At 53.9% G+C, this 26,240-nt stretch carries 23 protein-coding genes and 2 pseudogenes; 13 read left to right on the plus strand and 12 right to left on the minus strand.

Features of this window, described 5'->3' with window-relative positions; genetic code table 11:
• The first annotated feature begins 25 nt into the window (after positions 1-25).
• On the plus strand, positions 26-724 hold the full coding sequence (locus KCG87_RS14995) for a response regulator (protein WP_123587451.1): 699 nt from the start codon (positions 26-28) through the stop codon (positions 722-724).
• A 141-nt stretch (positions 725-865) separates the two neighbouring features.
• On the opposite strand, the gene KCG87_RS15000 is transcribed toward KCG87_RS14995, so the two are convergent.
• A complete protein-coding gene (locus KCG87_RS15000; RefSeq protein ID WP_047598663.1) occupies positions 866-1,903 on the minus strand; it encodes a patatin-like phospholipase family protein in 1,038 nt (345 codons plus the stop codon).
• A 216-nt stretch (positions 1,904-2,119) separates the two neighbouring features.
• Here KCG87_RS15000 and KCG87_RS15005 point away from each other — a divergent pair, with 216 nt between their 5' ends.
• From KCG87_RS15005 to KCG87_RS15015, 3 genes are all read left to right on the plus strand, one after another.
• On the plus strand, positions 2,120-2,398 hold the full coding sequence (locus KCG87_RS15005; protein ID WP_007963692.1) for a hypothetical protein: 279 nt from the start codon (positions 2,120-2,122) through the stop codon (positions 2,396-2,398).
• Positions 2,399-2,477: 79 nt separating this feature from the next.
• The gene (locus tag KCG87_RS15010) at positions 2,478-3,245 is read left to right on the plus strand and encodes a CHAD domain-containing protein (protein WP_134787028.1); all 768 of its coding nucleotides are present in this window, start codon (positions 2,478-2,480) and stop codon (positions 3,243-3,245) included.
• A gap of 226 nt (positions 3,246-3,471) precedes the next feature.
• Positions 3,472-4,266 (plus strand): acyl-CoA thioesterase domain-containing protein, encoded by a 795-nt coding sequence (locus KCG87_RS15015; protein ID WP_210558253.1) that lies wholly within the window; start codon positions 3,472-3,474, stop codon positions 4,264-4,266.
• 1 nt (position 4,267) lies between these two features.
• Here KCG87_RS15015 and KCG87_RS15020 read toward each other — a convergent pair whose 3' ends face one another.
• The 3 genes from KCG87_RS15020 to KCG87_RS15030 all read right to left on the minus strand — a co-directional run bounded on the left by KCG87_RS15020 (position 4,268) and on the right by KCG87_RS15030 (position 7,348).
• Positions 4,268-4,633, minus strand: coding sequence for an Mpo1-like protein (locus tag KCG87_RS15020; RefSeq protein ID WP_210558256.1), 366 nt, complete (start codon positions 4,631-4,633; stop codon positions 4,268-4,270).
• 213 nt (positions 4,634-4,846) lie between these two features.
• On the minus strand, positions 4,847-6,328 hold the full coding sequence (locus KCG87_RS15025; RefSeq protein WP_210558258.1) for a methyl-accepting chemotaxis protein: 1,482 nt from the start codon (positions 6,326-6,328) through the stop codon (positions 4,847-4,849).
• 213 nt (positions 6,329-6,541) lie between these two features.
• Positions 6,542-7,348, minus strand: a complete 807-nt coding sequence (locus KCG87_RS15030; RefSeq protein WP_134787025.1) for a TatD family hydrolase — start codon at positions 7,346-7,348, stop codon at positions 6,542-6,544.
• A 235-nt stretch (positions 7,349-7,583) separates the two neighbouring features.
• On the opposite strand from KCG87_RS15030, the gene KCG87_RS15035 reads away from it, so the two are divergent.
• The 3 genes from KCG87_RS15035 (at position 7,584) to KCG87_RS15045 (ending at position 10,105) form a co-directional block, all read left to right on the plus strand.
• Positions 7,584-9,005 (plus strand): transglycosylase SLT domain-containing protein, encoded by a 1,422-nt coding sequence (locus tag KCG87_RS15035; protein ID WP_210558260.1) that lies wholly within the window; start codon positions 7,584-7,586, stop codon positions 9,003-9,005.
• 108 nt (positions 9,006-9,113) lie between these two features.
• Positions 9,114-9,548, plus strand: a complete 435-nt coding sequence (locus KCG87_RS15040) for a DoxX family protein (RefSeq protein ID WP_007964771.1) — start codon at positions 9,114-9,116, stop codon at positions 9,546-9,548.
• A 248-nt stretch (positions 9,549-9,796) separates the two neighbouring features.
• Positions 9,797-10,105 (plus strand): hypothetical protein, encoded by a 309-nt coding sequence (locus KCG87_RS15045; protein WP_003226820.1) that lies wholly within the window; start codon positions 9,797-9,799, stop codon positions 10,103-10,105.
• Between the two features lie 5 nt (positions 10,106-10,110).
• On the opposite strand, the pseudogene KCG87_RS15050 reads toward KCG87_RS15045, so the two are convergent.
• Positions 10,111-10,434: pseudogene (locus KCG87_RS15050) on the minus strand (GreA/GreB family elongation factor); the annotation flags it as partial.
• Between the two features lie 169 nt (positions 10,435-10,603).
• On the opposite strand from KCG87_RS15050, the gene gmtY reads away from it, so the two are divergent.
• The 3 genes from gmtY to gmtX all read left to right on the plus strand — a co-directional run bounded on the left by gmtY (position 10,604) and on the right by gmtX (position 16,234).
• The gene (gmtY, locus tag KCG87_RS15055) at positions 10,604-11,977 is read left to right on the plus strand and encodes a gamma-mobile-trio recombinase GmtY (protein ID WP_210558262.1); all 1,374 of its coding nucleotides are present in this window, start codon (positions 10,604-10,606) and stop codon (positions 11,975-11,977) included.
• A 64-nt stretch (positions 11,978-12,041) separates the two neighbouring features.
• Entirely contained in the window at positions 12,042-15,641 is a 3,600-nt protein-coding gene (locus tag KCG87_RS15060; RefSeq protein WP_210558264.1) for a VPA1269 family protein, read from the plus strand.
• Positions 15,638-16,234, plus strand: a complete 597-nt coding sequence (gene gmtX, locus KCG87_RS15065) for a gamma-mobile-trio protein GmtX (RefSeq protein WP_210558266.1) — start codon at positions 15,638-15,640, stop codon at positions 16,232-16,234. Before KCG87_RS15060 ends, gmtX begins: the two co-directional genes overlap by 4 nt.
• Positions 16,235-16,305: 71 nt before the next feature.
• Here gmtX and KCG87_RS15070 read toward each other — a convergent pair whose 3' ends face one another.
• The 4 genes from KCG87_RS15070 to KCG87_RS15085 form a co-directional block, all read right to left on the minus strand.
• Positions 16,306-16,974: a hypothetical protein gene (locus KCG87_RS15070; RefSeq protein WP_210558268.1), complete on the minus strand. Its 669-nt coding sequence runs from the start codon at positions 16,972-16,974 to the stop codon at positions 16,306-16,308.
• 337 nt (positions 16,975-17,311) lie between these two features.
• Positions 17,312-18,439: a hypothetical protein gene (locus tag KCG87_RS15075; RefSeq protein WP_210558270.1), complete on the minus strand. Its 1,128-nt coding sequence runs from the start codon at positions 18,437-18,439 to the stop codon at positions 17,312-17,314.
• Positions 18,436-19,368 carry a hypothetical protein gene (locus KCG87_RS15080; protein ID WP_210558272.1) on the minus strand — a complete coding sequence of 311 codons (933 nt, stop codon included), beginning with the start codon at positions 19,366-19,368 and terminating at the stop codon, positions 18,436-18,438. The genes KCG87_RS15075 and KCG87_RS15080 overlap by 4 nt, the downstream gene beginning before the upstream one ends.
• A 350-nt stretch (positions 19,369-19,718) precedes the next feature.
• Positions 19,719-20,984, minus strand: a complete 1,266-nt coding sequence (locus KCG87_RS15085; protein ID WP_210558273.1) for a hypothetical protein — start codon at positions 20,982-20,984, stop codon at positions 19,719-19,721.
• 609 nt (positions 20,985-21,593) lie between these two features.
• Between KCG87_RS15085 and KCG87_RS15090 the strand changes: the two genes are divergently transcribed.
• Positions 21,594-22,490 carry an Abi family protein gene (locus KCG87_RS15090; protein ID WP_210558275.1) on the plus strand — a complete coding sequence of 299 codons (897 nt, stop codon included), beginning with the start codon at positions 21,594-21,596 and terminating at the stop codon, positions 22,488-22,490.
• A 582-nt stretch (positions 22,491-23,072) separates the two neighbouring features.
• On the opposite strand, the gene KCG87_RS15095 is transcribed toward KCG87_RS15090, so the two are convergent.
• Positions 23,073-23,297 carry a hypothetical protein gene (locus KCG87_RS15095; protein ID WP_210558425.1) on the minus strand — a complete coding sequence of 75 codons (225 nt, stop codon included), beginning with the start codon at positions 23,295-23,297 and terminating at the stop codon, positions 23,073-23,075.
• 175 nt (positions 23,298-23,472) lie between these two features.
• Positions 23,473-24,039 (minus strand): helix-turn-helix domain-containing protein, encoded by a 567-nt coding sequence (locus KCG87_RS15100; RefSeq protein ID WP_246881747.1) that lies wholly within the window; start codon positions 24,037-24,039, stop codon positions 23,473-23,475.
• Between the two features lie 119 nt (positions 24,040-24,158).
• Between KCG87_RS15100 and KCG87_RS15105 the strand changes: the two genes are divergently transcribed.
• Positions 24,159-24,638 carry a hypothetical protein gene (locus tag KCG87_RS15105; protein ID WP_210558276.1) on the plus strand — a complete coding sequence of 160 codons (480 nt, stop codon included), beginning with the start codon at positions 24,159-24,161 and terminating at the stop codon, positions 24,636-24,638.
• A 441-nt stretch (positions 24,639-25,079) separates the two neighbouring features.
• Positions 25,080-25,823, plus strand: coding sequence for a DUF6710 family protein (locus KCG87_RS15110; RefSeq protein ID WP_210558278.1), 744 nt, complete (start codon positions 25,080-25,082; stop codon positions 25,821-25,823).
• Positions 25,824-25,870: 47 nt separating this feature from the next.
• Here the strand turns inward: KCG87_RS15110 and KCG87_RS27465 are convergent.
• A pseudogene (locus KCG87_RS27465) lies at positions 25,871-26,191 on the minus strand (LysR family transcriptional regulator); the annotation flags it as partial.
• Positions 26,192-26,240: the final 49 nt, after the last annotated feature.

Consider the following 26,240-nt stretch of genomic DNA (forward strand, 5'->3'; position numbering starts at 1 on the left):
CAATCTTTTGTGTTGATGTGAATTCATGAGCCAGACCGCGACCATTTTGGTCATCGATGACGAACCGCAGATCCGTAAATTCCTGCGCATCAGCCTCGCCTCACAAGGCTACAAGGTGCTCGAGGCCGGCACCGGTGCCGAGGGCCTGGCCCAGGCGGCGCTGAACAAACCCGACCTGCTGGTGCTCGACCTCGGCCTGCCGGACATGGACGGCCAGCAGGTGCTGCGCGAGTTTCGCGAGTGGGCCACCGCGCCGGTGCTGGTGCTGTCGGTGCGGGCCAGCGAAGGGCAGAAAGTCCAGGCGCTGGATGGCGGCGCCAACGACTACGTGACCAAGCCGTTCGGCATTCAGGAGTTTCTCGCCCGGGTCCGCGCGTTGTTGCGTCAGGCGCCGGCCGGCGAGGCGCAACAGGCGGCGCTGACGTTCGGCCCGCTGACGGTGGATCTGGCCTATCGACGAGTGCTGCTCGACGGCGTCGAAGTGGCGCTGACTCGCAAGGAATACGCAGTGTTGGCGCAACTGGCACGGCATCCGGGCCGGGTGATCACCCAGCAGCAATTGCTCAAGGACATCTGGGGGCCGACGCATACCGAGGACAGTCATTACCTGCGAATTGTCGTTGGGCATTTGCGTCAGAAGCTGGCGGATGATCCGACGCGGCCGCGGTTTATTGTGACGGAGGCGGGGGTTGGATATCGGTTGTTGAGTGACAACAGCCTGTAGGTTTTGGGTTGGCTGAGCTGACGCCTTCGCGAGCAAGCCCGCTCCCACAGGATTCTCCGGTGTGATTGAAATTTGTGTTTCACACCGGCCACTGTGGGAGCGGGCTTGCTCGCGAAGAGGCCCTGACAGCCAGCCGTGATTTCAGCCCTGCTCACTCTCATACCGATCCAGCGTATCCCGCGCAATCTCCCGCCCCAGCGCGATCAGTTCCGGCGCCTTGTAGAACTCGAAAAACCGGCACACGCGCTTCGGCACGTTGATCAGGATGTCCGGCGGATAGCCGGCGATCTTGTATTGCGCCAACGAGGTCTGCATCACCTCGAAACTTTGGTTGATCAGGTCCAGCAGTGACGCCGGCCCGACGTTGTCGATGATGAAAGAACCGGTGGCGGACTTCGGCGCGCCTTCGCGCTCGGGTGCCGCTGCCGGTTGCTGACTTTCCGGTTCGCTGCCTTCCAGCCACGGGTTTATGTCGGCGGCTTCGGCGCGCAGCGCTTCCTGTTCCAGCAACAGCAATTGCTCGGCCTGTTTGCGGCGGAACGGCATCTTCGAACCCAGCGAACTGAGCAGGCTGTCGAAGCGCGAACGAAACGCGGGCGGGCGCTGGATCACCGGCAATTTGTAGTGGCGCTGGTTGGTCGCGTTGAGGTTGACCGCGATGATCAGGTCGCAGTGGCTGGAGACCACCGGCACGATCGGCAACGGGTTGAGAATGCCGCCGTCCACCAGCATCCGGTTGCCCTGCATCACTGGGGTGAACAGGCTGGGAATCGCCGCCGAGGCGCGCATCGCCTGATGCAGACAGCCTTCCTGAAACCAGATTTCCTGCTGGTTGGTCAGGTCGGCGGCGACCGCGGTGTAGGGGATGCGCAAGTCTTCGATGTTGATTTCGCCGACGATCTTGCGGATCTGCCCGAAGACCTTTTCGCCACGTATCGCCCCGAGGCGAAAACTCACGTCTACCAGCCGCAGCACGTCCAGATAATCGAGGGTTTCGATCCAGGTGCGGTACTCGTCGAGTTTGCCTGCGGCATAGATCCCGCCGACCACCGCGCCCATCGAACAACCGGCAATGCAGGCAATGTCGTAACCGCGTCTTTCGATTTCCTCAATGACCCCGATATGGGCATAGCCCCGGGCGCCTCCGGAGCCCAGCACCAGTGCGACACGCTTTTTCATCAAACTTCCTCCCGACAAGGCTCCACAATGCACCCTTCGGGGGGCGGGCGACAATCGGCAGGGTCGCTGGAGACGGCAGGGGCGTCGTTTTTTCGATACTCCGTGACCGCTCGGCGCTATGCTCTGGTCACCGCAGATTCATGGGGCGCCAAGGCACTTTTCCCGCGCCGCAACGTCTTACCTGCACGACTGTTGACCTATTTTGAGGTGTGAGTGATGAAAGCCTGGATCTGTGTGCCGTTGATCGCGCTGGCATTGGCCGGTTGCGCAGGCAAGACTGCTTATCGTGACAGCTGTGGCAGTCAGCTCGATGCGGCGTGGCATGAGCTGGACCTGGCCAAGGCCGAAGGTTTCGCCGGCACGGTCAGCTACTCCAAGGCGCTGTCGCTGCTGACGGCGGCCAAGACTCAGCAGCAATTCGAAGGCTTTGAAGGCTGCAGCAACAAGGCCGAGAAAGCCCGTTTCTATATTCGCGAATCCCGCGCCGGACGCTAAGCTGCTGACTTGACGCAAGGATGCGGCTGGCCGACCACGGCAGACTCATCCTTCAAGCCATGTGAATCAGGAGCAAGTGATGTCTGCGTTGGTTGACCGGTTGGTGGCTCATGTCCTGAGTCTGGAAGTGCGTTTGCTGGCCTGTCAGGCGCGCGTGACTGCGCGTACCGACCCCGAGGCGCTACATGATTTGCGCACCACGGTGCGGCGCTTGCGCAGCCTGTTGCGACCCTTGCGTGGTTTGCCCGGAGTCGAGCAACTGGAAGGTGCCGCCTCGGCGGTCGGTCAGTTGACCACCCCGTGGCGCGATCGCGAGGTACTGGCGGCGTACCTGCTCAAGCATGATCAGCCGCAAGCGGCGCAGCGGCGCATGGCGCAAATGGACGAAGCCTATCCAGCATTGGCAGCGAGCGCCGAAGTGGCTTCGCTGCTGATCATCCTCGATGCGTTCCCGCGTTTCCTGCGTGCCTCCGAGCGTCAGGGCCTGCTCAAGGGCCTGGGCAAACGCATCGAAAAACGCCTGCACAAACAATGGAAGAAACTCGACGAGGCGCTGCACGATCCGGCCCACGACCGCCATCGTCTGCGCTTGCTGATCAAGCGCGTGCGGTATGGCATCGAAGCCTATCCGGAACTGGATCGCCTGCCTGAGCCGGCGCTGGAGCGGCTGAAGTCGGCGCAGGGCGCGCTGGGTGACTGGCACGATTGCTGGCAGTGGCTGGCGCGGGCCGAACTGGAAAGCGATCTGCAAGCCTGCGTCGCGACCTGGCAGGCGGGCCTGATCAAGGCTGAAGCCAAGGCCGATCGGGTGCTGGAAAAACTCAGTTCAAGCTGCTTCAAATCCTGAATCCACTCAGATCCCCTGTGGGAGCGGGCTTGCTCGCGAAAGCGGTGTGTCAGTCACAGATGTGTCTACTGATACAGCGCTTTCGCGAGCAAGCCCGTTCCCACATTCGAATATCTTCCTGACCTTAAGGCCTTTCTGTCAGTCCATTTGACCGGAATAGACGCTGCGGCGCTCTGCCATGCTGGTTAAGATCGCTGCATTCCTTTTTTCGCTTGCCGAGGTTGTCATGCGTTTTTCCGATCTGCTCGATGCGGTTCGTCGCCAGCCAGAAGTGACCATTCCTGCCGAGTGGGGTCAGGGTCGGGCCAGTTTTGGTGGCCTGGTGGCGGCGTTGCAATACGAGACCATGCGCGCGAATGTGCCGGCGGAGCGCCCGGTGCGTTCGTTGGCGATCACCTTTGTCGGCCCGGTGGAGCCGGACGTCCCGGTACGTTTCGAAGTCGATGTGTTGCGCGAAGGCAAAGCGGTCAGCCAAGTGCTGGGCCGGGCTGTGCAGAACGGTCAGGTAGTGACGATCGTGCAGGGCAGCTTTGGTGCTTCGCGACCTTCGGAAGTCGCAGTCGAGGCCTATCCGGCAGCTGAAATGAAACACTGGGAAGAATGCCAGGAGTTGCCGTACATCAAGGGCGTGACCCCGGAGTTCATGCGCCATCTGGCGATGCGCTGGAGTGTCGGCGGCATGCCTTTCACCGGCAACACTTCGCGGCAGATGGGCGGCTGGGTGCGTTTGCGTGGCGATGTGAAGGAAGAGCCGGTCAATGAGGCGCATCTGTTGGCACTGGTGGATGCATGGCCACCGGCATTGTTGCCGTATCTGAAGAAGCCGGCACCGGGCAGTACGCTGACCTGGACCATTGAATTCGTGCAGCCGCTACGCGACTTGAGCACCCTGAACTGGTGCAAATATCTGGCAGACATCGAATACGCCGCCGACGGTTACGGCCATGTCGCCGCCAAGCTGTGGAGTGCGGACGGGGAGTTGATCGCCATGAGTCGTCAGACCGTAACGATTTTTGCCTGAATCAATGCCGACGGTGGCGCTCACGCCAGGCGCGCCACCAGCCGCCACTGAGGAAGAACCGCGGAAAGGTCAGAAACTGCTCGACCAGCAAGCGTGACACGGCATCTCTGCGATCGCTGAACGGCTCGGAGGCTTTCGCCTCCAGGCTGTGGCCGTGGCGCTGCAAACCCAGCGCCGCGACAATCCCGATCACACCGATGGCGATACTGGCCAGACTCAAGCTGAACACGCCGGACACGATCAACAGAAATGCAACGATAAACAGCGGCACGGCAATCAGGTGCAACACCAGATTGGTCGGGTGCTGGTGATTGTTCGGGTACGCGCGCCATTGCCACGCGGGAAGATTGGGGTGACGTTTGCCCATGTTGACTACTCCTCGATCCATGTTGAACACATGGTTGAAGAATAGGCCGGGGCGGGTGGGGCGGCGAATCAAGGTTGGCTATGGTGGTGATAGGCGTCATCGCCGGACTCGATGTTGATTCGGCTGACGCCTTCGCGAGCAAGCCCGCTCCCACAGTGGATTGGTGTACGCCACGGATCCCCTGTGGGAGCGAGCTTGCTCGCGAAGGCGTCGTCAGAGTTTCAACTGACCAATGGCCTTGTTGAGCTCCCCGGCCAGCGTCGCCAACTCATTACTGGTAGTCGCCGAATCCACGGTCTGTTGCACGGTGTTTTCGGTCACATCACGAATGCTCACCACCGCCCGATTCATCTCTTCCGCGACCTGACTCTGCTGCTCCGCCGCCACCGCAATCTGCGTGTTGCTCTCGCGCATCTGCGCCACCGCGCCAGTGATTTCCGCCAGCGCCTCGCCAGCCTCCTGCGCCTGCTGCACGCAGTCGTCGGCCTTGTACGAACTCTCCTGCATGAAGTCCACCGCATCGCGGGTGCCGGCCTGCAGCGCCGAGACCATGGTGGTGATTTCATCGGTGGAGGTCTGCACACGTTTCGCCAGGTTGCGCACCTCATCAGCGACCACCGCAAAACCGCGGCCCATCTCGCCGGCACGCGCCGCTTCGATGGCGGCGTTGAGGGCCAGCAGATTGGTTTGCTCGGCGATGCTGTGAATCACACTGACTACGCCGTTGATCTTCTGGCTGTCTTCGGCCAGGCGCTGAATCATCTCGGCGGTCTGCTGCACGCCGCTGGAGAGTCCGGCAATCGACTGTTGCACGCGGCTGACCACTTGCTGGCCGCTGCCCGCGAGACCATCGGCGGTCTGCGACAGATCGCGGGTGGCGCCGGCGTGTTGAGCGATGTGATAAACCGTGGCGGTCATTTCATTAATTGCGGTGGCGGCCTGATCGGTCTCGCTCTGTTGACCGAGCATGCCGTGGCGCACTTCGTTCATGCTCGCTGCCAGACGCGCAGCGCCGACGTCGAGTTGCCGCGCGGTGTTGGCGACCGTGGTGACCACGCGCTGATAACCGGCCTGCATCGCGTTGAACGCATTGGCCATTTGCCCTACTTCGTCCTTGCAGGCCAGCGGCACGCGGGCCGAGAGATCACCGCTCTTCTCGACATGCAGCATCACGTCTTTCAAGGTGTTGAGCTGACTGAGCAGGAAGCGGATCAGCAGTTGCGAAGCGCCGAGCATGGCCAGCATCAGGATAAACACCGCCACGGCGTAGTTGGCAAAACGATCACTGAACACTTGCGCCAGACTTGGGCCATAGGCGATGACCGCGACTTGCTGGCCGTCGCCACGACTGAACACTTCGGCGCCCAGCAGCGGGTTGCTGCCGAACAGCGGCAGATGATTGATCTCGTTCCAGCCGTTGCTATCGCTGATCTCCAGCACGGGTTGATCGTTGATGCGCGGCGCTTCACCGCGTTTGAAGGTCAGCACCTGATCAGTCTTGGGCAAGGCCTGCCCGGTCGGCCAGGCCTTGAGCAATTGTGTCTGGGCTTGCGCGGAGGTTTTCGACGCGTGACTGCGGGCCTGCTGCTCAAGTTGCACGGCGTAGAGCACCAGCAGCAGGGTGGTGACGAAAGCGACCGCATTGACCGCCCAGAATTTGTATTTCAGCGAGATATTGCTAAGCCAGGCACCCATGGAGGTCTTCTCTGATAGCGGAAACAGTTTTGGCAAGGTGCCAGCATTGTGCCGCTATGCAGATCTGAAGATCTTGATACAGGTCAACAGGTTCTACGCTGAGCCCCTTTGTGGGAGCGGGCTTGCTCGCGAATGCGGTGGTTCAGTTAATTAACAATGACTGACACACCGCCTTCGCGAGCAAGCCCGCTCCCACAGGGGGATTCTGGCGTGTCAGGGCAGGGCGGGGAGGTTGAAGAACGCGCGGGCACACGCCGTTGTGTGCGCAGCCAGATCTTCCTCGGTCTCGCCCCGATGCAGCGCCACTTCGCGCAGCACCTCGGTCAGATACGCTGGCTCATTACGGCCGTTCTTCGGCTTTGGGCGCAAGGTGCGCGGTAGCAGGTACGGCGCGTCGCTTTCGAGCATCAGTCGTCCGCGCTTGATCTCCTTGACCAGCGGGTGCAGATGCGTGCCACGGCGCTCGTCGCAGATCCAGCCGGTGATGCCGATGTGCAGGTCCAGATCGAGGTAACTGAACAGGGCTTTTTGCTCGCCGGTAAAGCAGTGCACCACGGCGGCGGGCAGTTGGTCGCGGAAGTCCCTGAGGATTTCCAGCAGACGCTGACTGGCATCCCGCTCATGCAGGAACACCGGCAATTGCAGTTCTACTGCCAGCGCCAGATGTTCTTCGAGGACTTTTTCCTGTTGCGGGCGCGGCGAGAAATCACGGTTGAAATCCAGCCCGCATTCGCCCACGGCGACCACGTTTTGCTCTTGCAGCAGACTGCGCAAACGACGCGCGCTGTCAGCGTTCCAGTCACTGGCCGAATGCGGGTGAATGCCAGCGGTTGCAAACAGCCGCTGGCCGCTTTGATCCAGTTGCCGGCAGAGCTCCAGCGCCTGTTCGCTACTCTCGACGCTGGTGCCGGTCAGCACCAGTTGGCAGACCCCGGCAGCGTAGGCGCGGTCGAGCACGGCCTGATGTTTTTCGGCGAAACTGGGGTTGGTCAGGTTGACGCCGATATCGATGAGTTGCATGGTTCTACCTCGGGCCGAAGGCCGGAAAGCATACCAGAGCTGTAGATTTATAAGAAAAGCCAAGAACTACAACGAGTTATAGCTGTCTTTTGATGCCGTGACGTAGCCCGGGTTGGCAGAAAAGCCATCACTGTGCCAGTCTCTCGCACTTTGCCAGCGCTCCAGGCGCTCTGTTTTCGTCGGTGATTTCGACCGTTCAGCGGTGAAATCACCCCGTATTCTTTCCGGAGAGTGGATGCATCGTCCCTCGGTTTTGCTCCTGTTGTGCGCGTCACTGCTGCTGCCGATAACGGCGGTTGCGCGCTTGCCCGGGCCACAGCAAGCCGTGCCGGCCGCCAAGGTTCGTGACCTGTCGGAGATCCGCAGCAGTCGAGTGTTGCGAGTGCTGGTCAATCAGAGTCGCAACAGTTCCGGTGAAGTCCAGGGTCAGGCCATCGGCGTCGAATACCATCGCCTGCGCGCCTTCGAGCAATACCTCAATGGCCACGCCCGCGATGGTCAGGAGGTCACCCTCAAGATCATTCCCAAAGCCAAGGATCAACTGCTTGGCGCGTTGCAGCGTGGTGAAGGAGATCTGGTCGCGCCCGGTGAGCTGCTCGATCTGCAACCCGGCCACGCGGTGGCCAGCAGTGAGCCGATCGCCAGCAACGTGCCGCTGGTGCTGGTCGGCATCAAAGGCGAGCGCCGTTACACCAAGGTCGAGCAGCTTTCCGGCAAAACCCTGGCCTTGCCCACCGGCAGCGCGGCGGGGGAGGCGGTCAGCCAGCTCAATCAGAAACTGGCGTTGCACAAACTGGCGCCGATCAAGATCGAATGGGTCGATCCGACGCTGGCGGTCGAGGACGTGCTGGAGATGGTGCAGGGCGGGATTTTCCACCTGACCGTCGTCGAGCAACCGATCGCCGAGCGTTGGGGCAAGATCCTGCCCAAGCTGCGTTTCGACCGACAATTGATGATCAGCGAGCCGGGTGAGGAATACTGGTTCGTGCGCCGTGATGCCTCGATGCTGCGGGCGAGCATCGATCGCTTCCTGGTCGGCTACAGGAAGCCGGCGAACGAGGATGCAGAGTTTCTGCGGATTTATCGACGGCTCTATCAAGTGCATTATCCGTTGGCCAAGGCTGACCGCCAGCGTCTGGAGAAACTGCGCCCGACCCTGCAAAAACACGCCGACGCGCAAAGCATGGACTGGCTGAATCTGGCGGCGCTGGCCTTCAAGGAGTCAGCTCTGCAACCCAGCGGCCGCAGCGGCAGTGGCCCGACCGGGCTGATGCAGATCACCCCGTCTGCCGCGCAGCGGGTCGGGGTGAACAACATCCAGAATCTTGATGCGAATGTGCAGGCCGGGGCCAAGTACCTGGCGATGATTCGCCGCAAGTTTTTCAACAGTCCGAAACTCAATGAGCGCGAGCGCATGGCGTTCACCCTGGCGGCCTACAACATCGGCCCGGAGCGGGTGCAAGGCATGCGCGCCGAGGCACGGCGGCGCGGGCTGAATCCGAACCAGTGGTTCTTTCAGGTTGAGCGCATCGCAATGGAGCAGGTGGGCATGGGCCCCGTCAGCTATGTTAATAGCGTGAACAAGTATTACCTGGCGTTCGACCGGGAGCGGGAGTCACTGGAGCCCCGGGGACAGAAAGTCGCTTCACGGAAATGATCTAATTATTTGATTGTTATGGCGGAATATTTGCGCTTTTAACATGAATTTAACTGATTAATATAGCGGCCAATCCCAACACACTTCTCGCAAAACAAGGAATGCCCCATGAGCTCTCTGATCAACAAGGTTCTGTTCACTCGCGCCGGTTACGGCCTGACCATTCTGCGTATCGCGGTCGGCGTGATCTTCGCCGCCCACGGCTCGCAAAAACTGTTTGGTCTGTTCGGTGGTTACGGTCTGGCGGGCACCGCGCAATACATGGACAGCATCGGTCTGCACCCGGGTTACCTGATGGCCACGCTGGCCGGCGGTACCGAGTTCTTCGCAGGTCTGGCGCTGATCATCGGCCTGCTGGTGCGCCCGGCGGCGCTGGGTCTGACCTTCCTGTCGCTGGTGGCGATCTTCACCGTACACATCAGCAACGGTCTGTTCATGGCCAACAACGGTTACGAGTTCGCCCTGGCGCTGCTCGGTGGCAGCCTCGCGGTGATGATCGAAGGCGCCGGCAAGCTGTCGGTGGACCGCGCCATCGCCGGTTGAGCGCTCTGGATCAAGCAAAAGGCCCGCATTGTGCGGGCCTTTTTTGTTGCGGCCGATTCTTGACACTCATCGGTCACGTTATCTAGGATGTTGCTCATGCGCCGATTTAAACAGCTACTTGCGGGGCGCCAGGTGACTCAGACAGTTGCCGTCAGAAGCCGGAACAGGGCTTCGAAATACCGCTAAAGCGCTGGTTCGGTGTTGCCTCTCACCTGCCATGCAGACTTTTGAGGCAGAGACACGACACGATGAATGCACTACGCCCTCCAGCACGTCCCGCGCCGATCACGGCACATATCACCCAGCGCAACCCGAAAATCCTGCTTGGCGGCAAACATCAGCCGACGCTGTTGCGTTATCTCGATGGCTGGCCACGTCGCAGCGGCGGTCCTGCCGCGTTCCTGATCCAGTTTGTTGAAGACGGCGAGTCGCTGGCGCGGTTCGCCAGTGACAGTTTTGATCTGGCAGTGATTCAGGCACCGAGCGCTGAAGACGCGCCGGAAATGATCAAGCAACTGACCCGCGTTGCGCGGCAGGGTTTGATCACCCGCCGCTGAAACGCTCAGGGATATTCGATCGCCACGATATAGACAAACTGCTCACCGGTTGGCGTCTGTACCCGGACTTCGGCGTCCAGCGCCTTGCCGATCAAGGCGCGGGCCAGTGGTGAGTCGATGCTGATCAGGCCCAGTTTCAGATCCAGTTCATCCGGACCGACGATGCGGTAGCGCGACTGCTTGCCGTCTTCGTCCTCGATGGTGACCCAGGCGCCGAAGTAGACCTTGTTCGGATCGCTGGGTTTTTCGCTGACGACCTTCAGTGCTTCGAGACGCTTGGTGAGAAATCGCACGCGGCTGTCGATCTCGCGCAGCATTTTCTTGCCGTAGGTGTATTAGCACCCCTGCAAAAAACATACTATCTCCCCCGTCTTCCCCACGTTCAAGGGGTAGACCTCAGTCATTCTCATCAGCTATGGTTGTGTTAGATCCGCATAATCAGTACTAGATACTAGGTCGGGCATTGAAGTCAGGCAGACGTGATGAGGGGGTGGGAGAGTGTCTTACGCGACCAAGGTGAAGGTTCGTTACCGGAACGACGATACGGGGCGTGAAGTCCAGCTACCTGGTCTGCTGACCGAGGGTGGGATCCTCATCTCGCACCTTCGTTACCTGGCTAGTGAGCTGACCAAGAGCGAGTCTTGGCGCGAAAGGAGCGTGTTCGCGACGAAGTTGCTGATTCAGTACATCAATGCAAACCAGGGTCGGTTTGAGGATACGAGGGCTTTGCTGGAGGCCTTTGCTCAATCTGTTGAATTCGGGACGATCAACACCGAGACCCTGGAAGACCCGAGTGGCCTGTACTGGATGCCCAGAAAGCCTGACGACTTTCGCACGTTGATGTTCCACCTGAACAAGTACACCGACTGGCTCGCTGATCGCCCTGAGTACCACACGAAGCGCGCGAACCCATTTCGCAAGGCTTCTGGTGCGGAGGAGCGGATGAACTGGTGCGCTTACTACAACAAGGAAGCGCATGTATTCCTATCGCACCTGAGTGATCCAGACGAAGCCAGGAGTATGAATGAGCAGGTTCGGAGTGTGCGTACGGGCCGGACACCCAAAACCAGTGGCCGCATCACGAAGAGGTTTCCTGAGAACGAAATTCATAACCTGATGGTGAATGGCTGGGTACGTCGTTGCGAAGACCCGACGGCCGCCAAGCACGACTTTATTGACTACAAGGGGCGTGCTCTTACGTTGCTGATGCATTACGGGGGTGTTAGGAAAAGTGAGGCGTTCCAGCTTTATCTGTCCGACATCATCGTAGATAGAAAGCGGGGAGAAGCGGTAGTCAGGATTTATCATCCTTCATTCGGTGCATCACCTGACGAAAAATATAGTACCCGTCGTGAGTACTTGGCTCGTCGGTATCGCTTGAAGCCCAGAACTGATTATCCGAGATCCGAAGCGCTGCATGCCGGCTGGAAAGCACCGCTATTGGCGAATTCGGAAAATTACTTTCAGGTGCAGTTTTCACCTGTATCAATGGCGAAAGAATTTTTACTTACATTTGAGCTTTACCTTGAAAAGCAGAGAGTCAATGCACCGAGGCATGCTGATCATCCTTATGCATTTACAAATAACAAAGGTGAGCCTGAAACTCTGAAAAACTTTTCTAGACAGCACAAGAATGCGGTAAGCCGTATTGGTTTGGAACACGAAAAATATTTGGGGACTACTGAGCATGGTCACAGGCATGCTTACGGGTTTCGATTGCGTTCCTACGGTTTAAGTCAGATGGAAATTCAAAAGGCGATGCACCATAAAAATCCTGATTCATGTTTGGTTTATATGGAGCAAACTGATGAGGAGCTACGGGCAAGTCTCGAGCATGCTGAAAAAATAGCAAATGGCCGTTCAAAGGTCTGATGCATGAAGATCGTAAAATAATAATAATAAAAATTAGAAAAACATAGGCTGATGGGGTGGTGTTGTGTCGAAGAAAATTCAAAAGTTTCTGAGTTATGCTGAGGCTTCAGAAATTGCTTCAAAAATGAAATTGTTGTCTTATAAGGACTATTTGGCAAGGTATAAGGAGTATCCAGGGTTGCCCAGCAATCCTGCCAAGATCTATGGCGAGGAATATGTGGGGTGGGATGCTTACGTTGGTAGCAGTAGTAAGTATTACAAGACTTTTGAGGAGGCACGCGACGCCGTCATTCGATTGGGTATTAAAACATGGCCTGAATACAAGACGCGCTGCAAAGAAGATCCTAAGCTTCCTGGAAGCCCGCATTCTAATTACGGAGAAGCCTACCTTGGATTTGCTGAGTACAGTGGGCAAGCGAAGCCAGATCGGTATGCCACTATGGCAGAGGCATCACAAGCCTGCCAAAAATTAGAATTCAAAAGTAAAACCGACTACAAGGCCCGTTATTTTCAGGATCCACTGCTGCCTGGCGATCCTCCATCGTATTACTCTGATGAGTGGAAGGGGTGGGCGTTTTTCCTGAAGGTCGATAACACTCCAAAAACGGGCAAGGGAAAGTACGATACTTACGAAGAGTTTGTAGAGGCGGTGCGTCTCCTGGGAATTACAGGGCAAGTTGAATACAAGACTCGTTACAAGGAAGATCCGAAGCTACCAGGTCATCCTCACTCGGTTTATAAGAAAGACTGGGTAAGTTGGCCTGAAGCGTTTGGGGTTAGTCCTTATCTGAAACGCTGTGAAAGCTGGCAAGAGGCCAAGGACGTCGCTGCACCCCATCGATTCACCACCAGTACGGAATACCAGGAAGGTTGCTCGGTTGATGAACGGTTGCCTAAATATCCTGGCACAAGATACAAGGACTTTCCGGGGTGGACTACATTCCTGCTGCCGGATAATTACTACTGCTTGGCTGATGTTCGATGTGCAGTGAAGATTATTGGATTAAAGAGCAGCGTTGGGTACAAGAATGCTCGAAAGAAATATCCGCAGTTACCTGCCCATCCCGACAGGATGTTTGCTGATGAGTGGATTGACTGGTACGACCTGTGCAACATTCCGCGCCACTACACTTACGAGGAACTTCAGGAGCTTGTAATTTCGCACGGTTGTACGATTATCAAGGATTATCGGGAACTTCTGGCGAAGCTCAAAGACCCGAGGATGCCTAGCAGTCCTGAAGAGGTCTATCCGCAATGGAAAAATTGGCACGTCTTTTTGGACAAGCCGGAGCCTTACACATTAGATTTTGTCCAAGGGTGTGGCGTTGGATGGATCCCGAGCATCCAGCATTTTTTAAGAACCCAGAGAGGTGGGCCAGGAAAGGAGACGAACCTATGCCGGTTTATCCGGCACTTCATCGAGCCTTATGACCTGGGCAGGACTCCTCGTGAGTTTCTGACAAGAAAAACTACCGACATCAAGCCGTTTCGGGAGTTGATCGAGAACCAGGCCAGCAGGCAAATCGGTCGGGCTATCTTGTTGGTCGTCAACGCCTACTTGAATGACATTTTGAAGCGGGAGCTCACCATCGAGGATGAGGATACCGGTGAACTGGTCAGGGTAGATGGTGCGAGCAACCCACTTGCAACACTGGAGTACAAAGGGGACGGAACGCCGGCCCCTAGTGAGTCGACGAAGCCTGCACTTGCGTTTCAGTACGTTGACGCGATGAAGAAGTGGATGGCGCCCAACGATGCCAAGACTTTTTCTGATCTGGCGTCGCTCCATCAGTTCGATGCTGACTACTTTGAGGTTGATGAAAGCCTAATTGATCGATCCGACCCGGATTGTGTGTTCAAGACGCAAGGCGACAAATTTCTTTTGTGGTACCCCGGCTATTGGATGCACACCTATGCGCTGGTTTCCATTCCGGCGCGTGGTCGTCAGATCGCCTACAACGACTCCGGTGAGGCCGATGAATACATCGCTGATCTCCAGGACGACAAAGTCGTTTGGGTCAAGAACAAGAACCCATTGGCTCAGCGCAAAAACCAACAGGGTTTCATCAAACTTTGTGACGATGGTGGTTGGGGGATGCATTTTACTTCCAACAAGACTGGCTTCATGGGGAAGGGGTATGACGTTCCCTGGATCCCGGAGGAGCTTGTCTATTGGATGATCAGGCTTCGAAAATGGCAGGAGAAATACAATCCCATCCAGCGCCCCATGCCATGGTTGGAGTGCAAGCGAACTAAACTCAATGAGACGCAGCTCAAAAGGAAGGGTAAAAACTGCTTCCTGTTCAGGTCATTTAGAGAGGAGGAGCCGCCAGCTTACTCGGCGCGCCTTGCTGAACGCTTGGCGGCGGCGCTGTATTTTACCCAGCCTAAAAAGATGGCTTTGGCGACTTTCGCGCTCGGGGGCAGCCACAGCACGTTATCCCGTTACGACTCCAAGTACACCCCGCATAGCATGCGTGTAAGCCTGATCACTGCTTACGTTATGGAGTTTGGCCTTCCTATTGAAATCATCATGAAGCTCGCCGGCCATGCTTCGGTGATCATGAGTATTTATTACGTCAAGGTCGGTGCAGCAGTGTTGCGGCGGCGAATGGATGAGGGGCAGAAGCTGGCGCTTCGGGAACAGGTCTATACGACGCAAGACATGCTTGAGCAAAACAGGGTGGACGAGCTGGCACACACGCTGGTGGCCAACAGTGAGCAAGCGCTGCAGGCATTGAGGGCAGGGAATGTCGGTAGCACGTTGGTGCGTGATTACGGGTTGTGTCCATACGGAGCATCACGCTGCGAGGATGGGGGCTCTCCAATCGGTGCAACACAGGTCTGGAGTCCGGTACCTGCGGGCTACTTGGGTATGCAGAATTGCACTCGCTGCCGGCACTTCGTCACTGGGCCGATGTTTCTTGGCGGGCTGCTCTCACTGTGGAATGAAATCTCCCTTCGTCTTACTTTTCTGTCAGAGCAGTATCTCGATTTCGAGAAAGAGATCAGTGATTGTGATTCGAAGATTGCAGCGTTGGATGACCTTGATTACGACATGGAGCAGATGGGCAGCACCTTCGACAGTAGCAGCAGTCGTGATCGCATCGAGCTTGAGAAGAACAAGCTGGAGTCCGAGAAGGAGCAGGTTGCTAAGAAGATGGACATGTTCCTGTGTGACATGCAGTCGCTAACCAAGCAGATCAACGACTGCAAAGCGCTGATTTCCGAGCAGGCTAGCGACAACGATGATCAGGTGCGACTTGTTGTGCATGACCAAAATGAAATCATGGTTGAAATCGAGCAAACATCGTTGTTTCAGCAGTTGAACGAAGTGTGTGTCAACGCGAGTATTTTTCAGTCGGCTTCAGCTGATTTTGCGACGCCTCGTCGTTCTCAGATGTTTGACAACATGGCGCTTCTCAACCGAATTCGGCCGTCACTGTGCAGCATGACTGAAAAGGAACAGTTAGCCGTAGGGAACCAGGTTACGAAATTTTTGCTGCAGCGTTTGAAAAGCTGGGATCGTGTCGATCAAGTTGTTACGGGGCAGGTTCTGCTGGAGGATTTGAGTGATGATGAAAGAATCTCGCAGGCAGACTTCATTGAAGTGCTTACCGTGAAGACGCCGCAATTGCTGGATGTGCGGGAGGTGATGGTATGACGCCAGAGGAGATCTTGGCCCACCTGAAGGAAAAAGCGCCGAGGCAACAGGCAACGCTTGATGCCATATTTGCTGTTTGCCAAGAGCAGGTTGAACGGGGAGTCGCCGACTTCTCGTTCGCCACCATTGCGCGCTTGGGGGCAGGGAGAGGCGTCCCTAAGGTGCAAAGCATCCGAAACAAGACGGGTGAGAACTATCGGACGCTGATCAAGTGCTTCGAGGGTAGCCAGGGAGCGCGTAAACGTGTGCCGAAATCAAAGGCTGCTGACTCATGGGTCGATGAAATTGAAGATCCGAAACTTCGGCTTATGGCCAATATCACGCTCTCTAAATTGGCGGAGGCGGAACGCCTCAACCGGGAGTTGATTCCTCCGGGAATGGAGATACGGATTGATGATCGGAGCGCTAGCGGGACAGAGTACAAACTCAGTCCGGTGGAGCGTCGTGCGATCGAGCATTTGATGTCTGACGAGTTTCTCAACACCTGGCGCCTCAAAGTCGGCAACAGAGGGACGGTGATCGATGAGCAAGGAAAGATCGTGTTCAAGCCTGGGACGCTGGATGCGCTCACCAAGATCCTGAAACATCTCTGAGTGTAAAAATGAGATTGCGCCTAGGCTTCCAGAATCCTCAGGGAGTCTTAGGCGCAGACAGGCTCAAGAACCTACGAGCACATTTCACATTCGATGGTGTGGTTGATGTACATACTTGAGAAGCCGTGAAAGTCGCGAATCCGCTGAGGGTGATAGTGGGCCTTGATGCATTCGGGGGGGATGTCATCATGGACGACATAGCACGGTGCTGACCCCATACCTAAGGGCTGTCTTGTTACCAATTGCCCCCACTCTGACAGGATCATTCGCGCTACTTCCATTCTGTTGAAGTGCGGAACATGCGCCATAGGGATGTTCACCTCAAGAACGGTAGGAACGCCTACCTTCCGCAGGCGTAACCGGAAGTCTTCACTCGAGTTGGCTACCGTTAGGTTAGCCGCGAGAGCGAGCAAGTATTCGCTGCCGTGGATGGCGTAATGGCCAAACTCTTCCATCATTCGACGATCGTCTGCTGTAAACCAAATCCGCCCTCGTTCAGAGCCATCTCGGCGCTCCATTCTTTCGATTGCTCGGTTGAGATCGGAAGCGTCGACGTCCGCGAAAATTTTCCTGAATGCGCTTTTTATGCGCTCACCATCCTGTCCCAGCAAGCCATGAGCATAGTAAGTGCTGAGGCTTTCAGGACGACACCCATGGAAGGCTTTTACGTGGCTGTAGTACTGCGAGAATCGCTCACCAAACTCTGGTACCAGATCCTCATGATTCGGCAGCCAGTCCATCACGTCGGGCCAGCAATGGGGCGCTTTCGTCTGAGCTGTTGGCGGGTTCGCTCTGTCAACAGATCGCTGGCGTAGAAGCGAATCGATCCAAGCCAGCTGCGCCGATTACGCCAGTCGAGTGTTCGTTCCTTCATTCAGTCTCCAGGGAAAGGGCAAATGGCAGTGCTGGGCGATAGTCAGTGGATGATGAGCAAGTTACAGGCTGGCTATCGAGACTCGCCGTTGTGCGGTATGTGGCAGGTCGAGTGCTCTGTTGATAGGTATGCAGAAAATGGACTGGCATGGTTAAACCTGTGGTATCGGGGGTTCCTATACCACAGGTAACTGTTCCAATCAGCTATTGCTGATTGGGTTGGATAGACAGCGTTTTGAAAGTCTCAATTTTTTCATGCTCAAGCTCTTTCAGGATTTTCTCCTTTGCCTCATTTTTATCCATGCCCCTTTGAATATTTTCAAAGGTGATGGTTTTGATTCGAAGCTCAATTTCACTGTCTTTGTTTTGTCCGGCAGAGAACTCTGGGAATCCGAGTGAGATCACACATTCCCCATCAAGCCCTGATGTACTAAAGCGGAATTTCGCATCGAGCCTATGGAGGTACAGGGATGGTCGATATGCAGGGTTTGAGAGGAACTCTGACTCTTCAAGGCTGATACCTTTGAGGTCTAAGCTTCTGATTCGATCTTTCATCCAATCTAGATCGTTGGGGAGTGTCCTCTCGATGTCAGGTGCCAACCCAATATCCACAATTTCTATGAATGATACTGTTGGCATGCGGCTGTACTGGGTCAAACCAAGAAGGTAGCCGAATCGATTTTCGTTTGTGAAGTCCTTGAATCGGATTAACTTTATTTTCTCGTCGTTATCTATCTGCTTGTTTGTCTTGAAGTGATTGATCAAATGTTTTGAAATGGTTTTGTTCGTTAGTTTCGTTTCCGGCGCCGTGTGAGTGCTGATGATGATCAATTCATCCTGGGCTATATTTTTTTTGATTTCGATGGAAGACTTGAAGTTCTTTCGTGCTTCTGCCCAGCTTTTGGAACGATCAAGGCGCTCAATGGTGAAATCCATCCGTATGATGTCGGGATTTCCGTCCACGGGATAAAAGTCTGGAGCGCCCAAGACTTTAAAGTTCTCAAAATCTAAGTCGAGAATTTTATTGACGTTTATCTCATCAGGAATACTTTCTATCAGCGAGGATTGACCTTGCCATTTGATTGTTTGCGTGGTGATCTTCGGGTTGTCTTCCTTCGTCGAATACGCCTGCTGTAACTCTGAAAACTCACTTGGCTTTATAAGCGACAGCGTGAGTGCTGGGATACTTTGTTCTTTATCCTGCTCGGAAAGGAAAACCCCTCTGTTTCTCAACACATTTTTCAGATCGCCTTTTGCGATGTATGGCTGAATAAGATATGTGCGCAGAGCCTCTCCCTGAGGCAAGATAGAATCCAAATTATGAGTTGTCATTGTGCTGACCCTCTGAAGTCCGACTGGTACGAAGTCACTTCGACGATGCTTGCAAATTCAGTATTTGCTAGCGTGAGTTTGGCCATGTCTGCTGCTTCGTGATGTCTGACGTAACTATAATCGGGAAAGGCAATGACCACCTTATCTGGGTAGTCTAAAGCAATTGTGAGGGAGAAGCCCATTAGGCGCTTTAACGCCTCTTCGCTGAAAGGGTCTTGGCAGCAAATGATCAGTATTTTCTTATCTGACTGAATAGCAAAGAATGGGATGAGCCCGCTGTTCAAGTACTCAGCAGGCAGAATAGTTCCCGTTGTGAGCCTGGTTATTGGACTTACATTCTTGCCGGTGGAAGGGTAGATGAATTTGGTGTTCTCAGGTTTATAAGCAGTTTTGACATAAGTGATGCTATCGAATAAAAAGCTGGCCCTATAGTTATCTACTAAATAGATTGTTCCGTAACTATAGTCGTCAAGTCCGCGTGAGTTGGCTATTTTTTGAACAAGGTCGGCATCTGGAGCGTCTGTGCCGCTTAGCCAAAAAAGAACTCCTGCAAGGCTTTCTGAGCTCACACCCTGATAGCTGGAATTGATCTTCTTTTTCTGAGGTGAGCGCTTAAAGCACTCTAAGGCGGTAGCGAGGTTGACGAAATGATCTTTGAACGTACTGGCAGGAGACGCGGGGTATTGGGTTCCAGTAAATTTCGATGAAATGAGCAAGTGCTTTAGCACATCATCTTCAAGAGGGGAAACGCATGAGAATATGAAATCGACCCCATGCTCCTTTCTAGGAGTGCCCGTTAAACTGTGCGGCGTCGGTTTAATGCAGTCTAGGTCGATTCCCTTTAGTGGTGCTTTCCAACCTATTAGGTTCATCAGCGATTCCACTATATCTTCACCGTGCTCACCAAGCTTCTTTGACCATTCACCCATTACAGATCCCTTTCCAGTAGTTTTGCTTTCTGAACAACCAAATAGTCATCCAGCCAATGACCGTTTCTCAATAGTGCTCGCTGTCGACCTGGGTATCCATGTTTTTCTGATCCGGTTTACTGCCCCCTTATCCAAGGATATTCTGGCATTTGGCCCAGAGTTTTTGTGATATTTGGGTCGTGTTTCATAACCATCCCGGTTGTGCCAGATTCCTTTCCTTCGACGTCGTCAGTGGCGTAACTGGTGCTTTCATCGCCTTAAAATCCTAATCTGACCACAGTGCGTGAGCTAGCAGGAACCCTGTGAAAAAGACATGTAAACCCACCGACTCGAAGGTGTCAGCTCTGTTTTCAGTCGAGGAAGGTCTTGGCTTTTTTCGCCGAGACAATACCTTCTAACGTTGGCCTCATTACCTCATCAATATATCGTGGTAGGGGGATTTTGAACGCCCCGTCGTGGTCTCTTAGTATCAGTTCATAAATGGTTTTTGATAATTCGCTCAGCTTTAAATGGCTCAATCGCTTGAACTCAACAGAAGATTTTTTGGGGTCGCGCGCTTCAAAGGCTTCCGCGGCTTTGCTTATATTTGCTGGAATCAAATTGCCTGCATGGGTTGCCCCGTTGGTGCGTTTATTTCGGAAGGCTTCATCGGCACTTTTTACCGCTTGCCAGATAAACAAAAATATATTGCTCAAGGATTTAGAAGGCAGCAGCGATTTTAATATTTCTCGCGTTGAAGGCCATGCCTTAAATTTCACCGACGACATTTCGACTTGATTAGCCAAGTACTCCATTAGCTCTTCAATGGCTAGGTCGTACATGAGCTCAATAAGCGCAGGAGCGGCGTCCACCCCAGTTTCGGCTAGGTCATCGGAAAGGATCATCTGCAGTTCGTCAATGTCCAGAGGCGCTCCTGTTGCTGAACTTATGGATACGTTCGGACGCCATAAGAGAATATCCAAGTTGTCGAATTCTCTGCTGTATTTTAGTTGTTCGTGAGACGACTCTTCGGAAACCAAAATTATTTTCTTATTGAATAGTTCGCTCCGGCAGCGCAAATGATAATCCGAAGTGGGTGCAAACTTCGGATCTTTAACTCTCAGTTGATAAAATGAGAAGTAGGATGTTTGCCAGTATTTCGTGAGCGCAAGTGCGGATAGCAGAGTGACTTTTTCTCTGATGGTCAGTTCTGGGTATGGGACTCTACGCTGGATGCCATCGCCGTTCAGCGTGGAGATGTACTCATGCCTGCAGCCATCACAGCCGCACCACTCACCACGAGTTTCGTATACATGCGCACATCCAGTACATGCTGGTGCGGGCCGACCTCCTGTTTTTGGTCGCCGTCGCTCAGTGGCAGGCGAGGTGCAGTAAGGACAGATCAAGTCGTGACGTTCGATAGGAGGCAGGAGCTTCAGTAAAGAGTTCAGGTTTGTTTCGATGTTGAACTCTTTAATGAGATCGCATGTTTTTTCGCCTGTCAGGTAGCGCTGGTAGATTTCTTCGATCTGGGCGGATGAGAGGTGAGCTAACGAAGCGTCAGTCTGCTGTTCAGGCGGCGGCGTATCCGGTTTGGATAGCTGAGGGTTTTCTGGATCAAATTCTGATGTGGACATTGGCTTTCTACAAATGATCGAGGTTGGCCAGGTGTAAGCATCAGAGGGGAAATGGGGTTCTGATGCTCAGTATTCGCTACGTTCGCCGTTTTGGTACTGGTACATTTTCCTGTGTAAGGCGGAACGTTCGGGGGAGGTGCAGCGTGTCCAGTCCTTCCCCTTTAATGTCCATCTTCAACGAGTCGGGCATAATGCTATCATTATATTGGATCCATGATCGCATTCGACCATGGTGCCTGATATGGCTTTTGCCAGGAGGGCAGGAGGTGTTGGAATCCAAGAGGGAATGGACGCAATCTTGCGGTATCTGAAAACTCCTATTACCGCCCTTTTTTGAAGAAAACATGCTGGCCAAAGCGTCGAAGGTTTTGCCGTGCGCACAGGTAACCGCTGGCACTAGAACACTCCTGACCGCCTCTAAAGTCCTCTCATGTAATTCTATTAGGTGGGTGGCTGTACATAGGGCGTTGGTTGAGCAAAAAAAGATTGAAAACATGCACTAGAGTGCTTGAAAGCGGTGTTCGGAGAAATATTGAAACTAAGCGCTTGCATATTTGTAAGCACTAACGTGAAAATTGCGCCTTTCGTCGAAGCTAGAGGATGGCGATCTTGCGTCCAGTTGATATCGCACCAACCCTGAATGCCCTTTCCACGATTCGGCTGGGTAACTACAAAACGTATTTCAACACCGTTGACGACTATGATCTTTATGGTTGCTACCAATGGAATGGAGAGATCTCGCGTTCGTTTCTTCCGGCCATTCATTTGCTTGAGGTGACCTTACGTAATGCCTATCATCGAGAATTGAGCCGATATCATTCTCAAGCCGTACAAGGCGTAAGTGCAGACTCCTTCGAGTGGTATAAACATGTGCAGCTCTCAGATCATTCAAAGAAAAGCATAAAAAATACGCTGAAGACCCGCACCAAGCCCGATGATGTGATTTCAAAACAAACCTTTGGATTTTGGACAAATATCCTCAGTGAGTCCGTCACGCCCTGGGGAGCTGTGTTGAAAGATGTTGTGCCGAATTCCAATCGGAACTGGGCTCATCGGAGTAATCGTGATTGGTTTGAAGCTCGCAAGTTATTGATTAACGACCTGCGCAACCGAATTGCACATTGGGAACCGGTTTGGAAACTCCCTGACCTTATGGAGGAGAGGATACTTAGACCGGGAGCAGCAGCAATTAAGGTTGTGAGCCCAGCACCTACAAGCCCAGAACAAAGTATTGCTCGTTTGCGTATGTATCATGCGAGGATTGTAGCTGTGCTTGAGCTGGTAGATCCGAAGCTATCCGGTAGCTACCTTGACTCTTATACAAACGAGCATTTCATGTGGGTTTGTAGTGAGGCGGGCCTCGAATCATTCAGGGCCTGTGAGCGCCGCAAGGAGGTAAATCCTTCTGTAGCAAGGCGAGACTTGCTTCGATTCATGAGGGGGAAGGCGATGGTTACGATTGTTAATGGGAAGAACCGTATGAGGCTTTATCCCTTGGGTGGCTAAAAACGTGAACGAGGTCGTGGCGCAGGTAAAAAGGGCATTACCTCTTCCCAAATTAGCTCTTTACCCCTTTCGATCACCGATTCAGTTTGGTCATGATTCTGAGGGCTTTTCGGTTGGCACTTTCTTATATTATATATTTTGGCGGTACAGGCCTCAGTGATTAAGCTAAAAAATAATGTAACGCGCTCACTGCTTTGAGACTTGCGTAATCGAATTATTCGGTTGAGTGAATAGCGCTTCGCAGCAAAGCGAATTTGAGGGGGGCATAGGGATAGCAGCTAACGTGCCGTCTCTAAGGGAATATTCTGGACAGAAAAAAACCACCCGAAAGGGTGGTTTTTTAGGTACAGCGTTCGGGGTATCTGATTCTTTGCGGCGGGTTTTAGGTTGCCGCTAAAGAGGTCTTTCCTCCGAAGAGGGTTGTCACCAGACACGTACAAATCTAGGTTACTTATGAGCTATCTGGATGTCAACCACATTGACATCCTTAGTGCTTGATCTGTGCCACCACAAACCTGGTGGTGACAGGATCAAACGTCCCAGGTTGCGTTTCGAGCAGTAAGGATTAGGTTGTTGAGCCTTTCAAGAGTCTGATGTGCCTGTTTTTGTTTGCAGGCGTGCCAATCCCTGTTTGATATGGCCAGCGTTTTCGCCAATGGCATCCAAGGCGCCTCGGACATTTTCGCCCACCTCCATGGCATTCTGCTTCTCTGCCCACAACGTCAGCTCCATGATGGCGGCTTCTAACGCCAGCTGATTGCTGTAGATCCTTTCCAATACGTCAGAAAGTGAGTATTCGCTCGCCATGTTGATCGATTCCATTCAAGAAAATCCAAAGCATAGCAGCGCTGATGAGTCTGACCTGAAGACGAATCCTTTACCTGAGGATCGCTGTGAGGAAAGGGTCATACGGACTCACGTTAGTGATGGGGAGCGCAGTGAGTACGTAAAAGGCGGTGTAACGATAAAAACGACGCTGATGTCAGCTATCTATTTGACGATTCCAATAGCGCTGAACGGTAGTTTTCGCAACACCTAGTACCTTCGCTGTTTCCGCCCGAGAATGACCCTGTGCCTTCATTTGCTGGACGGAGCGCCAAACCTCAGCAGCTTGCGTGATTCGAGGGTGCGGTGACAAATCAGGTTCGGCACTCAGGTGTTTATCCAGAAGAGACATAGCCTCTAGATCCACTTTGGCCTGTTCCAGCACCTCGCTAGCTGCACTACCCGACTGTGCAGCATGGACAAGTGCCATGAAGGCGACGGGATGGATGTTCAGAGTAGCGCACAGGTCATCGAGTAAATCGGTGGTAGGGGAGGTCTTCGCGTTCTCGATATGGCTTATGTGCGACTGCGCGATCGTGGTTGCGAAATCATGCTGCGTGAGGCCGCGCTTTTTTCGCAGCAGCTTGAGTACGGTAGCCAAAGCATTTCGCACAGGCATTTCTTTCCGATTGGTTAAAACGGATGGATATGCCGCGATCAGGATGATCCACTCAAATCTAGATGTTGATATGTGCGGATCAAAGCCAGCATAATTAATCGCCAAGATGTGAGTAGGAGGCTCTATTCCAGCGGGCTCGACACAGGATCATCAATTTAAATCCAAATCGAAGCCTGGCTGGATGGAGCTATTTCGTATGCGGTTGTCCTTTAGGTATTGATGAATTGAACAAAACAGTTACCCCTGATCTGCCTTGCGACGGGATGTCTACGCGTGAGCTCGCTCCGGTGGTGTCGGATTCAGACCTGTTAGGTGATTTGTTTTATGGCAGTGCCCAGCCGTTGCACGGTTCTTGGCTGAACGATGAGGAGCTCATCCGGCTTACTCGGGAGTCCTTTCCTTGCAAACCTTACTGCATCGTGCGCAATTGGATGTTGCTTGATGTGATGCTCAGTGAGCCCATGCGCAAGGAAAACAAAGCAGCCGGACAGCAGCCGGTAGTGCTCTATGCCCAGTGTGTGATCGAAGACAGTAGCGGCAGAAACCTGCCAGGGGATAGTGTCAGTACGTCGTTCCAAGTCTTTTTTGACGACTGTTTTTTTGAAACCAAAGACATGCTGTACATATTGGCTGGCCGTGGTTCGCGAAAGCACACCAGCCTACTCGCCGTCACGGTATTGAGAGCAGCACTCTCGGCATCCTGATGCTTGGCCTTTGCGCCGGCACATTCCGTCGAGGCGAGTGCACTGTGGGATTAGTCATAGGGCGAATCCAACCTGTTCACCCAAAAATGGTCTTGCGATGAAAGTCAGAATTTATTCTGATCTGCACATTGAGTTTTCGTCATTTGATCCTGGGGCGATCGATGCTGACCTGGTCATTCTGCAGGTGATGTTCACACCAAAGCGAAAGGCGTGGAGTGGGCTAGGAGGTATTCGATTGTCCTGTGCTTTACGTGTATGGAAACCATGAATTCAATAAAGAGCAGGGATGTCACTCGCTATCGATAGTATTTGGAACGCTGAAAAAATCGATTTTTGCATCTTCACTGGTAGTTGCGTTGTGCGGAATCTCAACAGTCGGGCATGATTCATAGCGCTTTGCAGAGAGCAGTTGATAGCAAGATAGTCATCAGGGAAATGCAAATGGAACACCTGGAACCGGAACAACTCGCTTGTTTTGAGCATCTCCTAAAAACGGCCAAACTCATTGCTGAAACCAATCCGCGTGGGTTGGTCGACCTGATACGGGCCATTTTGCGCCCGTTGCAATCAGAGCATCTTTTAGGTGTGGCTGAGCGCGGACAAGATGCTGTACCTACGATTGGGTCTTTTAAGTTTTTCGGGGAGGCTGTACGTGATCTGATGTTTCATCCTGATGGCATGAATTTGCGAGGCGTAAGACTGGATAGCAAGACCTTTAGTCTAAAGTTGTCGCGTGACATTGTACTGCCTTGGGCTTGGGATTTCGGCCGATATGTCGATGCACTCGCGACGATTGGATCTGGCAAGGCTGTTGACGCTGGGAACCAGTGGAATCGAGGCTATCAAGGGCCTTGGAGCCAAGATGAAAACCATCAGGTCGAACTGTGGTTGCCTTGGGGTATTGGCTTTGTTAACGGAGGCAATCATTCCATCACCGCTGGAATATTAGCGGGTGAGGGCGAGATCGCACCTGAATACGTTTTTGACATGGGGTTCTTGTTCGACGAACTGCATTGTGATGGACGGTACTTTTTGGACGCCAGTACTGGTGACCAGGTGGCTCCTGTCGAAGACGCTCGCAAGGCCGCAGTTTTCGAGATTGGCAGAATTATGCGGGATATGAATTTCCCGGCTTTCAAGTCTGAGAGTGAACAGGTCTACAATCGCGAAGTCTGGGGCGATTAAAACCTGAAGTGAATGCAACCGAGCCGCCCTGAGTACCGACCTGAATCTGAGGTACCCGGTAACGGATATCGCGGTTTCCCATTCTTGTTGGGTGCGTACAAAGGGACAAAGGCGTCATGTCCCAACGTAAGCCAAAATTTTTCCGAGTCTAAAAGGATAGGTGCTAGAGGGTTGTGATAGACGATCATCAGATCGCAGTTTCCCTCCGCTAAAGCAATGACCGCGTCGTGGATGTTAGCGGCGACCACTCAAGCATTGAACTGCTCATTGTGCTGCTGAAATTGAGTAAGCCACTTCGGCTGGAACGTCATTGAAAGACTATGGCCGGCGGTGACCTGGATGGATCGCCCGGGCATTCGCTCAATCTCGTCGGTATCTATCGACTACGACTGTTGGCTGGCTGATCACGTCGAGGGT

Source organism: Pseudomonas sp. MWU347 (assembly GCF_017947305.1).
Lineage (GTDB): Bacteria > Pseudomonadota > Gammaproteobacteria > Pseudomonadales > Pseudomonadaceae > Aquipseudomonas > Aquipseudomonas putida_A.

What these genes read in the sequence shown, in the direction of transcription:
- KCG87_RS15015 (WP_210558253.1), top strand. Translation starts at nt 3,472, where the DNA reads ATGCGTTTTTCCGATCTGCTCGATGCGGTTCGTCGCCAGCCAGAAGTG.
- KCG87_RS14995 (WP_123587451.1), top strand. Translation starts at nt 26, where the DNA reads ATGAGCCAGACCGCGACCATTTTGGTCATCGATGACGAACCGCAGATC.
- KCG87_RS15020 (WP_210558256.1), bottom strand. Translation starts at nt 4,633, where the DNA reads ATGGGCAAACGTCACCCCAATCTTCCCGCGTGGCAATGGCGCGCGTAC.
- KCG87_RS15045 (WP_003226820.1), top strand. Translation starts at nt 9,797, where the DNA reads ATGAATGCACTACGCCCTCCAGCACGTCCCGCGCCGATCACGGCACAT.
- KCG87_RS15080 (WP_210558272.1), bottom strand. Translation starts at nt 19,368, where the DNA reads ATGGGTGAATGGTCAAAGAAGCTTGGTGAGCACGGTGAAGATATAGTG.
- KCG87_RS15085 (WP_210558273.1), bottom strand. Translation starts at nt 20,984, where the DNA reads ATGTCCACATCAGAATTTGATCCAGAAAACCCTCAGCTATCCAAACCG.
- KCG87_RS15095 (WP_210558425.1), bottom strand. Translation starts at nt 23,297, where the DNA reads ATGGCGAGCGAATACTCACTTTCTGACGTATTGGAAAGGATCTACAGC.
- KCG87_RS15040 (WP_007964771.1), top strand. Translation starts at nt 9,114, where the DNA reads ATGAGCTCTCTGATCAACAAGGTTCTGTTCACTCGCGCCGGTTACGGC.
- KCG87_RS15110 (WP_210558278.1), top strand. Translation starts at nt 25,080, where the DNA reads ATGGAACACCTGGAACCGGAACAACTCGCTTGTTTTGAGCATCTCCTA.
- KCG87_RS15025 (WP_210558258.1), bottom strand. Translation starts at nt 6,328, where the DNA reads ATGGGTGCCTGGCTTAGCAATATCTCGCTGAAATACAAATTCTGGGCG.
- KCG87_RS15070 (WP_210558268.1), bottom strand. Translation starts at nt 16,974, where the DNA reads ATGGACTGGCTGCCGAATCATGAGGATCTGGTACCAGAGTTTGGTGAG.
- KCG87_RS15035 (WP_210558260.1), top strand. Translation starts at nt 7,584, where the DNA reads ATGCATCGTCCCTCGGTTTTGCTCCTGTTGTGCGCGTCACTGCTGCTG.
- KCG87_RS15005 (WP_007963692.1), top strand. Translation starts at nt 2,120, where the DNA reads ATGAAAGCCTGGATCTGTGTGCCGTTGATCGCGCTGGCATTGGCCGGT.
- gmtX (WP_210558266.1), top strand. Translation starts at nt 15,638, where the DNA reads ATGACGCCAGAGGAGATCTTGGCCCACCTGAAGGAAAAAGCGCCGAGG.
- KCG87_RS15000 (WP_047598663.1), bottom strand. Translation starts at nt 1,903, where the DNA reads ATGAAAAAGCGTGTCGCACTGGTGCTGGGCTCCGGAGGCGCCCGGGGC.
- KCG87_RS15075 (WP_210558270.1), bottom strand. Translation starts at nt 18,439, where the DNA reads ATGACAACTCATAATTTGGATTCTATCTTGCCTCAGGGAGAGGCTCTG.
- KCG87_RS15030 (WP_134787025.1), bottom strand. Translation starts at nt 7,348, where the DNA reads ATGCAACTCATCGATATCGGCGTCAACCTGACCAACCCCAGTTTCGCC.
- KCG87_RS15010 (WP_134787028.1), top strand. Translation starts at nt 2,478, where the DNA reads ATGTCTGCGTTGGTTGACCGGTTGGTGGCTCATGTCCTGAGTCTGGAA.